The organism is Corynebacterium sp. CNJ-954, from assembly GCF_001942345.1.
Classification (GTDB): Bacteria; Actinomycetota; Actinomycetes; order Mycobacteriales; family Mycobacteriaceae; genus Corynebacterium.
This window is the reverse complement of the sequence record NZ_MKKI01000015.1, coordinates 17,989-28,459: the sequence shown is the minus strand read 5'-3', so window position 1 is coordinate 28,459 and position 10,471 is coordinate 17,989. Positions and strand designations below refer to the sequence as shown.

The window sequence follows — 10,471 nt, the reverse complement described above, 5'->3', positions numbered from 1 at the left end:
TGGGCTCATCCCCGCTGGCGCGGGGAGCACAACGGGCAGGAGGGCCTGGAGAACAGACTCGACGGCTCATCCCCGCTGGCGCGGGGAGCACGCTCGCCTGTAGGTCTGCCGGTTGACGCCGATCGGCTCATCCCCGCTGGCGCGGGGAGCACACTCGATGTACTGCAGGTTTGCGGAGCCGATGTCCATTCTAGATACGACTTGGTTCTGGCCTTCAGTGGGCGCGGCAGGTTTCTTTGGGAACTCCGCAAATGAGCCCCGCAAGCGGACAGTTACAAATGGCTTGAAGCTCTGCCGGCGCAGGACGAGTCTGAGCACATTGCGCTACATAAACGGTGTGCATGGCTCATTCCCGTGGTGCGGGGTGAGTCCGTGTCGCAGATAACAGGAACACTTGGTGGACCGTACTCCCCACGTCAGCGGGGATGAACCGCAGTGTCACAACCGGTCAGTAACCACCGCCCAGTTCGTCACCGTCATCTCTCCGGCCGGAATACCCCGGCACCGTGCCTCAACCGGTAGTACGCCAGGCACGCCAGGGTGAAGGGCACGCCGAAATACAGTGATGCCCGCTGGGACGGGTCGAACCCCACTCCCACCAGGGAGACGACCAACAGTGCCAGTGCGGCTCCAGGCACCCAGGGGAACAGGGGTGAATGGTAGGCCAGGTCCTCGACACGCCCTCCTGCCGCGGTGAAGCGACGTCGGAAGGCGATCTGGGATGCCGCGATGGCGATCCACACCGCCACCACCGCGAATCCGGCGACCGACACCAGCGCCAGAAAGAGGCTTCCCGGGGCGACGACGCTGGACAGCAGTGAAGCAAGTCCTCCGAGCATCGACACGCACAGCGCGAGCATCGGAATGCCACGTTCCGTCGTCCGGGCGAGTGCCTTCGGCGCCTGGCCCTCGGACGCCAGTGAGTGCAGCATCCGGGTGCAGGAGAACAACCCCGAATTACCCGCGGACAACAGCGCGGTGATGATCACGAAGTTCATCACGTCGGCCATACCGGGCAACCCGACGACATCGAAGACGGTGACGAAGGGACTCTCGTCCAGCCCGGCGGAGGAATAGGGGATGATCGCGGCGATGACGGCGATCGCGCCGATGAAGAAGACGGTCAGGCGCAGGACCGCGGTGCGGATCGCCCGCGGGATCGTCTTCTCGGGGTCTTTCGTTTCACCGGCGGCGACGCCGATCAGCTCCGTGCCGGAGAAGGCGTAGAAGACCGCCAGCGTGGTGATGAGAATCCCGCTGATGCCGGTCGGCAGCAGACCGTCGGGTGTGTCGAAGTTGCCGAGACCGATGGCACCGCCGTCCGTCAACGGGTTGATCCCGATGATGGACGCGGCACCGACGACGATCAGCGCGACCACGGCGATCACCTTGACCAGTGAGAGCCAGAATTCGGACTCACCGAAGACACGGGAGGAGATTGCGTTGAGCGTGAACAGCACTGTCGCGAACACGGCGCACCAGACCCACACCGGGATGTCGGGGAACCACCGCTGCATCAGGATCCCGATGGCGGTGAACTCGCTGCCCAGCGCCACGGCCCAGCACAACCAGTACAACCATGCGGTGGTGAACCCCCAGGCAGGCCCCAGGTTCCTGCTGGCGTAGACGTGGAATCCTCCGGACACCGGATAGACCACGGCCAACTCGCCGAGGCAGGTCATCACCAACCACGCGACCAGGGCTCCGATTCCGTAGGCGAGCACCGCGCCGAGGGGGCCGGCCTGCTCGATGGTGTAACCGGAGGACACGAAAAGTCCGGATCCGATCACCCCACCGAGGGCGATCATCACCAGGTGGCGCGAGGCCATGGTGCGTTGCAGCGAGGAGTTCTCCGGCGGTGCAGAGTGTCCGACGGGTTCGGCGGGTGGTGTCATGGCAGACACTGTACTGACAGGTCTACAGTGGTCCGGATGACAGACCCCGATCTTCCCATCACGATTCTCGACGGTGGCTTCGGTACCCGCCTGGCCGACCGAGGCAATGACATCACCGGTTCGCTCTGGTCGGCGCAGATCCTGCGGGACGACCCCGCCGAGATTGTCGCTGCTCACCGTGACTTCTTCGATGCCGGTGCCGACGTGGCCACGACGTGCTCCTACGAAGTGACCGTGGACGGTCTTGTCGCCGCCGGCGTCGCCGCCTCGGAAGCCGAGGATGTCGCGGAGTCGTTGCTGCGGGACAGCGTCCGTCTCGCAATCGAGGCTGCTCAGCACGACCGACTCATCGCGGCGTCGGTCGGCCCGTACGGTGCCGGCCCCGGCCAGGGGACGGAGTATGACGGGGCATACGGACTGTCCGTCAGGGAGTTGGCGGCGTGGCACCGTCGGCGCATCGAGATTCTGGCGGACACGGAGGCGGACGTCCTACTCGCCGAAACTGTCCCGTCCGTCCGGGAGGTTGAAGCCCTCGCCGGGGAACTGGATCGTGTCGGGAGTCCGGCATGGTTGAGCCTCACCGTCACGCCGGGCAGTGACGGTCTGCTGAGTGACGGGACGGACCTGAAGGACGTCGCCGCAATCGCGTCCGCGTCGACCGCGATCCGGGCGGTCGGTGTGAACTGTGGCGCCGCCGGTGACGTCCTGGCAGGTGTCCGGCGGCTCGCCGAGTTCACTGATCTGCCGCTGATCGCCTACCCCAACAGCGGCGAACGCTGGGACCACGTGAACCGCGTGTGGGTACCGCGGGACTCCGGTGGTGGCCCCGGTCTGCTGGATTCGGTGCCGGAGTTCCTCGACGCGGGTGTCCGGCTGCTCGGAGGGTGCTGCCGGGTCACTCCGCGGGAGATTGCGTCGATCCGCGACAGGGCGCTCGGCAGCTGACCGCTACTGCTCCGCGATGCGGTTGCCGTCGGAGTCGTAGGTGTAGAACCCCTCGCCGGTCTTCTTGCCGAGTTTGCCGGCGTCGACGTAGCGGTGCAGCAGTTGACGCGGGCCCTCCGGCAGGTGCGGGTTTTCCTTGGCGTAGTGGTCCTCGATGTTGAGGACGACGTCCAGGCCCACCTGGTCCATGGAGGCGAACGGGCCTGCCTTGAGGCCCAGGTTGGCGCTCATGATCGCATCCACGTCGTCGGGTGTGCTCACGCCTTCGGAGACGACAGCGAGGCTCTCGCGCTTGATCGCCGCCCAGATGCGGTTGAAGATGAACCCCGTGCTCTCCTTCTGTGCGACGAACGGCAGGATCCCGTAGTTCGGCAGTTCCTCTACCAGTCGGTCGATGATCTCCGGGGACGTCTCACCGTCGGACATCAGCTCCACGGCCATCGAACGAGGGGGCATCGCGAAGTGCATGTTGAGGACGCGGTCGCGGTGGGTGACCTCGTCGACCACCATGCGCGAGGCGTAGGACGACGAGTTGGTGGCCAGGATCGCGTCACCGGGCGCGAGCCGGTCGAGTGTGCCGAACAGCGGGCGCTTGATGTCGAGGTTCTCGGGTACTGCCTCGATCACCAGCCATGCGTCCGAGAGGGACTCTTCCGTGGAGTCCTCGAAACCCTCGGCGCTGCCGACGGTGACGGTGCCGAGATCGGGACGGGACTCCTGCAGCTGGTCGCGGAGTCGGGGTGCGGTGTCGCGGATGTAGGCCAGGGCGGCGTCCCTCTGCTCGGCCGAGAAGTCGACGATGCGTACCGCTGCTCCGCCGCCGGCGAAGACCGCGCCGATGCGACGGCCGAGGGTGCCGGCGCCGATGATGACGACGGGGCGGATGTCTGTTGTGCTCATGATCGTGCCTTCCTTCTCCGGCGTGTGGCCGCCGGACCTTTCGAGTACACTTTGTACTGAATTCATTATGTACCCGATTGGAGTGAATGTGCCACCCGAACTACGTCGTACCAGGACAAACACCCGCGGGGCTCTCGTCGCGGCAGCTGAGCGACTGTTCGCACGACGCCGTAGTACGAATGTGAGCATCGACGAACTGTGCGCGGAGGCGGGATTCACCCGGGGTGCCTACTACTCCAACTTCTCCTCCATGGACGAGGTGTTCTTCGCGGTCTACGAACAGCACGCCGAGAAGCTCCTGGACCGTCTCGAGGGTGTCCAGCGACCCCGTGACTCCCGTGACACCCGCGACACCCGCGACACGGAACATGCCGGAGAGGTTGATGTCCTGGCGCATGTCGCCCGGAACCTGGTGGAGGCCATTCCCGCTGATGTCGAGTGGTTCACCCTGCGTGTCGGGTTCGCCGACGCAGCAGGTACCCGCGGAACCAGGGACACTGCCGCATCGTCGGCGCTGCGTGACCACAACGAGCGCTTCGCCGACCGGCTGCTCCCGGTTCTCGCCCACGCTGTGCAGCAGGCAGGTTTCCGGCTCCTCGGTGACCCCCTCGAGGCGACCCGGATCATCATCGCCGCACATGTCGGTGCCGTGCTCCAGGGGCCGTTGTCGGCGGATCCTGCACAGTTGAGATATGACACGGTTCTGGCCGCACTCCGGGGGATCACGGCCACGTACCGCCCCGATCCCACGGCGGCCCACCTGTACGCCCTCGACGTCGCCCGCGGGGCCGTGGTCCGGATCGACCCGGAGGACGGTGCAGTGACCCAGGTCGTCACCGGTGGACTCGCGTCACCCGACGGGCTCGTCGTTGACGGCCGCGAGCGGGCGGGGTACGTCTCGTTGATGGGGCGGCCGGACGGTCCGCCTGCCGGGCGGGGGGCGGAACCTGAGTACATGCACACCAACGGTGCGGTCGTACGGGTGTCGCTCGATGCCGGCCCCGTCCACGGCTCAGACGTGGAGGAGATCGTGCCGACGGGAACCTTCACCACCGGTAAACAGCTCGTCACGGACCCGACGACCGGGATGCTCTACTGGTGCGACCGTGAGGGACGGGCCGTGTACCGGTCCCGGCGGGACGGCAGCGAGGTGAGCCTGCTGGTGTCCACGGCCGGCCACGGGCCGACAGAAGACGAGGAGAGGTGTGTCGGCGTGTGCGTCGATCCGGTGAACGGATACCTCTACTGGACCCAGAAGGGGCCCGCTGACGGTGGCCGGGGACGGATCTTCCGCGCCGGACTCGAGCTCCCCGTCGGTGTCTCCGCAGAGGACCGCAGAGACACCGAACTGCTGTGGGAGGGGCTTCCGGAACCCATCGACCTGGAGCTGGACGGCACTGGGCGGACGCTCTACTGGACGGACCGGGGCACGGGACCGCAGGGCAACTCGCTGACCTGTGCCGCCGTGCCGGGCCCGGGGGAGAAGGGCGGTGCACCGACCGTGCTGGCCACCGGGTTCAGGGAGGCGATCGGGCTTGCACTGGACGAAGAGGCCCGGGTGGCCTATGTCTCCGACCTGTCGGGCAGCATCCGCGCGGTGGGCCTGGACGGCGCCTCGGACAGAACGGTGACCGTGTTGCCCGGAGCGGCGACCGGTATCGCACTGGCGAGATGTTCGTCACAGTGCCTCCCTGTCTCGTGACGGCGCCTGAAGCGGCACCCGGCGTGAGCTGGGAAAGTGACTGTCGGGGCCCTGGCGGGAACCGGACAGTGGTGCAGTAGACGCTTATACGCAGCGTGTAACCTCGGTCTCCATGTATGATTCACCAACTTATCTGGTTGGGGTTCTGGCTGTATCGATCATCCTGCTGATCTTCCTGATCAACTGGCGTACGAAACTGCACCCGTTCCTCGCCCTCTCGGTCGTCTCCTTCTTCGCTGCCGTGGCGGCGGGGCTGCCGTTGGCGGACATCCCCGAAACCCTCATCGACGGTGCCGGAGGCACCCTGGGCGAGACGGGCCTGGTCGTCTTCCTCGGCGCCATGCTCGGCCGACTGCTCGCCGACTCCGGTGCGGTGGGACGGATCGCTGACCTCGTGGTCGACCACAGTTCGCCACGCACCGCCCCCTGGGTGATGACGGCTGTGGCTTTCCTCATCGGCATCCCGATGTTCTTCGAGGTCGGGCTCGTGGTCCTCATGCCGGTGATCTACGGCGTCGCCTTGCGCCTCGACGTCGCAGCCGGACGCCCGAAGATGTGGTACCTGAAGATCCTCATCCCGGCGATCGCCGCCTTGAGCTGCCTGCACGGCATGCTGCCACCGCACCCCGGACCGACCATCGCCGTCAACGGTCTCGACGCCAATATCGGCCTGACCATCGGCCTGGGCCTGCTCTGCGCCGTGCCGGCCGTCGTGCTCTCCGGCCCCGTGTACGCCCATTTCATCGCACCGCGCATCTCACTCGAGCCGTCCGACACCCTGGTCCGTCAGTACACCGGCACCACCGCCGACGAGCTGGAGAAGGCCGGTAGCACCACGTCGGCAGGGACCGCCACCGGCGGTGAACCGCGTCGCGGGGAGGAGTCCGGCAACGTCCTGCGTCCGGTTCCCACCTGGTTGGCGTTCGTCTGCGTACTGGTGCCCGTGGTCCTCATGCTCTTCGAGACGGTGGTGGACCTGGTGGCACCGGACTCGTCGCTGAAGACCCCGGCAGCCATGCTGGGTGAGCCGGTCATCGCCATGTTCATCGGCGTCCTGTTCGCTGCGGTTGTGCTGAGCTTCTCCGCGAAGATGAGTGGGGCGGACGTGAAGAAGTCCTTCGGCAGCTCCCTCGGATCTGTCGCGGGTGTCGCCCTGATCATCGCCGGTGGCGGCATGTTCAACTCCGTGCTGAAGACCTCGGACATCAACGACGCGATCGTCGACGTGGTCTCCGGGTTCGACATGAACCTCATCCTGCTCGGTTGGCTGATCGGGCTGATCCTGTCGTTCTGCACCGGTTCGGCCACCGTGGGCATCGTCAGCGCGACCGGAATTCTCGCCCCGCTGGTCGCCGGCATGCCGTCGGCGTACGTGTCGCTGGTGGTCATCGCCATCGGTTCCGGTTCCGTGGGCCTGAACTGGGTCAACCACGCCGGATTCTGGTTCGTCAAGGAGTCCTTCGGCATGACGCTCGGCCAGGCCACCAAGACCCACATGACGGTCCAGACACTGGTGTCGGTCTTCGGTCTGCTCATGGCGCTGCTGATCTCCGTCTTCGTGTAGAAGGGGGACATGCACACCACACCGATCCGCACCGTCGTCCTCGGTTTCGGCTTGTCCGGACGTATCTTCCATGCGCCCTTCATCGCCGCCGACCCCGCCTTCGAGCTCACGGCTGTGGTCACCACCGACGGGCAGCGCCGCGCGGATGCGCTGCGGGAGTACCCGGACATCCGCCTGCTCGATTCCGCAGAGGAGGTGTGGGCGCGTGCCGACGAGTTCGATCTCGTCGTGATCGGCACACCCGGAGCCACCCATGCTGCGTTGGCGGCTGCCGCCCTCGACGCCGGTCTGCACGTCCTGACAGACAAGCCGTTCGTCCCCACCGCGGATGAAGGCCGTGACCTCATTGCGCGTGCGGAGCAGGCGGGACGCTGCCTCACCGTCTTCCAGAACCGGCGGTGGGACGGCGACTTCCGGACGGTGCGCTCACTCGTCGACACCGGCGAACTCGGAGAGGTGCGTCGCTTCGAGTCCCGCTTCGAGAAGTGGCAGCCCCGTCCACGGGCATCCTGGAAGACCGCCGGTACCCCTGCGGCCGGTGCGGGGGTGCTCTACGACCTCGGATCACACGTCATCGACCAGGCTCTCCAGCTGTTCGGGCCCGTGGCGACGCACGACGGTGAGCTCGACATGTACGTCGAGATCGACCGGCGTCGCAGCCAGACCAATTCCGAGGACGACGTGTTCCTCGCCCTGCATCATGACTCCAGTGTCCGTTCCCACCTGTGGATGAGCGCGGTGCGTCCGAACCCGGGCCCGCGTTTCCAGGTGGTCGGCTCGGAGGCGGGGTACACGAGCTGGGGGATCGACGGACAGGAACAGGCGTTGAAGGACGGTGTGCGTCCCGGTGACCCCGGTTACGGGACAACGTCGTCGGAGAACTGGGGCACGGTGAGTGCTGGGGAGAAGTCCCGGCAGGTGGAGACACTGGTGGGCGACTACTCCGACTTCTACCGTGGCCTCGCGTCGGCGATCCACGGCACCGGCCCCCTGCCGGTCGACCCGTCGGACTCCGTCCGGGTGCTCGAGATCATCGAGCAGGCCTTCGCCAGGGCCGGGCGTAGCTGACGTCTCGGCCTGAGCGAAGACCCATATTCACCTGTGAGTTATACTTTCCTCCATGCAGTATTCTCCCCTGGGTGACCACGCGCGCCACGTTGTCTCCGCCGTCCTCCTCGTCGCCGGCGTAGGTGCCGGCTCGGTGACCGGCGCCCACGCCCAGTCGTCCCTGCCGGGATCAACCGTGGGTGGTGGCACCGGTCCCGGATGTGTCATTGCCCTGGATCCCGGCCACAACGGAGAAGACACCGACGGATTCGACCCCGTCACCGGTGTCCGCATGATCGACTACCCCAACGGAAGTGAGGACGCCGATGCCCTGGAGATCACGCGTGCCGTCCAATCGCGGCTCGCGCTCGCAGGGATCGGCACCGAGGTGCTGAAGACCTCCGTGGACGAGGACGTGACCTACCGTGAGCGCGTCGACCGGGCTTCCACTGCCGGTGCGTTCATGGGAGTGTCCGTCCACACGACCCCCGGCGCTGACCAGTCGGCGATCTTCCCGCAACGCCAGGACGCGTACCGCGCGGGGACGGACGCTGGTGGAGAGCACCGCACCGTCAGTTTCGACAACCCGGGCGTGGCGGCGGAATCACAGCGGTTGTCCGGTGTCGTGGCCGGCGCGCGGTCGGTGCTCGAAGGCGGGGAGGTGCCGGTGCGTGACAACTCCTTCGCCGGTCGTGACCCGCTGTGGGAGGGGAATATCCCGGTGATCTCGCTGATCGCGGATATGCCGTGGATCTACAACGAGTTCGGCAGTGCCACCAGGGGAGGGGCGGAGGGGCTCACCGCTGTGGAGAAGGCCCGCTACATCGACGGCCTGACGGCAGGGCTGATTGCGGCGGCGGCGATGTCCCCGGCATGTACCGGGGTCGGCCTCAATGGTGCCTCATAGGAGGGATCAGGACGGACCGACGGTCCCGGACCCAATGGTCCCCGGTGGCGGCGAATTCATCGCGGGTGGAGAACCGGTAACGGTAGGACACCACCCGTACCGCCGCCGGACGGGCACCGTGGAAAGGATCGTGTGCGAGCAGCTTCAGTGTCTGAGCATCCGCCTCCAGCAGGCGGTGCAGCAGTACCACGAACCACCGGTCGACCCCGCCCAACGGCAGGAACCACATCATCCAGTCCAGCCGCAGATGGTACGGGGCGATCTGTGGCGGGCGCCGGCGGACGTCACCCGGTTTTCCACGGAACCCGTACTCCTGCCAGGACGTTCCGTCGTCGCTGCCCTCGATGACGTACTCGGTGCGTGTGCTCGTCACCGTGCCGAACGCACCGTAGGCGTTGGCCAGCTGCCACCGGTTGAAGGAACCGTTCATCACCTGGTGTTCCGAGAACAGGTTGCGTGCCGCCGGCCAGCTGAGAACCACATAGAGCACGAACACCGCTGAGGTCACCACGATCCAGTAGGTGGGGATGCCGGTGTCCGACCCTCCTGAGCCGGGGACGCCGACCGCGGAGAAGGCCAGCACCACCGTGGCCCAGTTCAGCCAGGCGAAGTTCCCGGTGACCACCAGCCACAGTTGTGTCACAATCATCACCGCGGCGGCGCCTGCCCCGACCAGGAGGGGCCAGGGGGAATCGACCACCAGCCCGAGCAACGGGATGAACAGCAGCCAGGTCACGCCCAGCTGTGTCACGTGGTTGCCGATGACCTCGCCCCGGTGGAACCAGGACGGCATCAGGTGTGCGGTCCTGCTGAAGGGGCCGGGCATCGGCTGGGTCTCGTGGTGGTACATGAGTGCCGTGAGGTCGCGCCACTCCCGGCCTCCCCGTATCTTGATCATTCCGGCCCCGAACTCCAGGCGGAAGACCAGCCACATCATCAGCACGATCGTCACTGTCGTCGGGGGCTGCGAATTCGATCCGAGGAATGCTGCGAGGAAGCCTGCCTCGCACAGCAGCATCTCCCAACCGAACCCGTAGAAGGTGCGGCCGATGCTGGTCACCGACATGTAGCCGAACCACAGTGCCAGGAAACACAGCATCGGGACCCACGGAGGACCGAGCTGGGGGACTCCTGCGACCAGGAGGAGGGCCACAGCCATACCGGCCCAGCACAACAGACTCAGCCGGCGGTCGGTGTAGCGCACGTGGCGGAACAGTGTCGGACGCAGCACGGGGCCACCGCGCTCGCGTTCCACCGTGGCTGCCCTGTCGAGGAGATCGGGAGCGGGCAGCAGCCCGCGTTCACCCGCCAGCGGTCGGAACTGATTGAGCGTGGACAGGAACCCGAGCAGGAAGAGCACCGCGATGCCCCGCTGAAGCACCTGGCGGACGAGCTCGAAATCCACGGCCGCGACACCGTTCATGATCCCCACCGTAGACGGGAGTGCGTGGCGACGACAGACCCCGGCGACAGAGGTATAGACCAAGTGGTCTAGTGTGGTGTGGAGATGA

At 66.4% G+C, this 10,471-nt stretch carries 8 protein-coding genes; 5 read left to right on the top strand and 3 right to left on the bottom strand.

The window, feature by feature from the left end; all coding sequences use genetic code 11:
• Nucleotides 1-476: 476 nt before the first annotated feature.
• Complete coding sequence (locus BJF89_RS07310; RefSeq protein ID WP_075813641.1) at nucleotides 477-1,895, bottom strand: amino acid permease; 1,419 nt, start codon at nucleotides 1,893-1,895, stop codon at nucleotides 477-479.
• 36 nt (nucleotides 1,896-1,931) lie between these two features.
• On the opposite strand from BJF89_RS07310, the gene mmuM reads away from it, so the two are divergent.
• A complete protein-coding gene (mmuM, locus tag BJF89_RS07305; RefSeq protein WP_075813649.1) occupies nucleotides 1,932-2,840 on the top strand; it encodes a homocysteine S-methyltransferase in 909 nt (302 codons plus the stop codon).
• 3 nt (nucleotides 2,841-2,843) lie between these two features.
• Here the strand turns inward: mmuM and BJF89_RS07300 are convergent, their stop codons facing one another.
• Nucleotides 2,844-3,740, bottom strand: a complete 897-nt coding sequence (locus BJF89_RS07300; protein WP_075813639.1) for a 3-hydroxyacyl-CoA dehydrogenase family protein — start codon at nucleotides 3,738-3,740, stop codon at nucleotides 2,844-2,846.
• On the opposite strand from BJF89_RS07300, the gene BJF89_RS18170 reads away from it, so the two are divergent.
• From BJF89_RS18170 to BJF89_RS07275, 4 genes are all read left to right on the top strand, one after another.
• Nucleotides 3,640-5,442, top strand: coding sequence for a TetR/AcrR family transcriptional regulator (locus BJF89_RS18170; protein WP_083650558.1), 1,803 nt, complete (start codon nucleotides 3,640-3,642; stop codon nucleotides 5,440-5,442). The two genes, BJF89_RS07300 and BJF89_RS18170, sit on opposite strands and share 101 nt — an antisense overlap.
• Before the next feature lie 112 nt (nucleotides 5,443-5,554).
• Nucleotides 5,555-7,006 (top strand): GntP family permease, encoded by a 1,452-nt coding sequence (locus BJF89_RS07285; RefSeq protein WP_075813637.1) that lies wholly within the window; start codon nucleotides 5,555-5,557, stop codon nucleotides 7,004-7,006.
• 9 nt (nucleotides 7,007-7,015) lie between these two features.
• On the top strand, nucleotides 7,016-8,074 hold the full coding sequence (locus BJF89_RS07280; protein ID WP_075813634.1) for a Gfo/Idh/MocA family oxidoreductase: 1,059 nt from the start codon (nucleotides 7,016-7,018) through the stop codon (nucleotides 8,072-8,074).
• Between the two features lie 52 nt (nucleotides 8,075-8,126).
• Nucleotides 8,127-8,960 (top strand): N-acetylmuramoyl-L-alanine amidase, encoded by an 834-nt coding sequence (locus tag BJF89_RS07275; RefSeq protein ID WP_075813632.1) that lies wholly within the window; start codon nucleotides 8,127-8,129, stop codon nucleotides 8,958-8,960.
• Here BJF89_RS07275 and BJF89_RS07270 read toward each other — a convergent pair.
• A complete protein-coding gene (locus BJF89_RS07270) occupies nucleotides 8,944-10,383 on the bottom strand; it encodes a lipase maturation factor family protein (RefSeq protein ID WP_075813630.1) in 1,440 nt (479 codons plus the stop codon). The genes BJF89_RS07275 and BJF89_RS07270 overlap by 17 nt on opposite strands.
• Between the last annotated feature and the right edge of the window lie 88 nt (nucleotides 10,384-10,471).

Bases quoted from the DNA above. Each gene is read 5' to 3' on its own strand.
- BJF89_RS07270 (WP_075813630.1), bottom strand. From the start codon at position 10,383: ATGAACGGTGTCGCGGCCGTGGATTTCGAGCTCGTCCGCCAGGTGCTT.
- BJF89_RS07300 (WP_075813639.1), bottom strand. From the start codon at position 3,740: ATGAGCACAACAGACATCCGCCCCGTCGTCATCATCGGCGCCGGCACC.
- BJF89_RS07285 (WP_075813637.1), top strand. From the start codon at position 5,555: ATGTATGATTCACCAACTTATCTGGTTGGGGTTCTGGCTGTATCGATC.
- BJF89_RS07310 (WP_075813641.1), bottom strand. From the start codon at position 1,895: ATGACACCACCCGCCGAACCCGTCGGACACTCTGCACCGCCGGAGAAC.
- BJF89_RS18170 (WP_083650558.1), top strand. From the start codon at position 3,640: ATGCGTACCGCTGCTCCGCCGCCGGCGAAGACCGCGCCGATGCGACGG.
- BJF89_RS07280 (WP_075813634.1), top strand. From the start codon at position 7,016: ATGCACACCACACCGATCCGCACCGTCGTCCTCGGTTTCGGCTTGTCC.
- mmuM (WP_075813649.1), top strand. From the start codon at position 1,932: ATGACAGACCCCGATCTTCCCATCACGATTCTCGACGGTGGCTTCGGT.
- BJF89_RS07275 (WP_075813632.1), top strand. From the start codon at position 8,127: ATGCAGTATTCTCCCCTGGGTGACCACGCGCGCCACGTTGTCTCCGCC.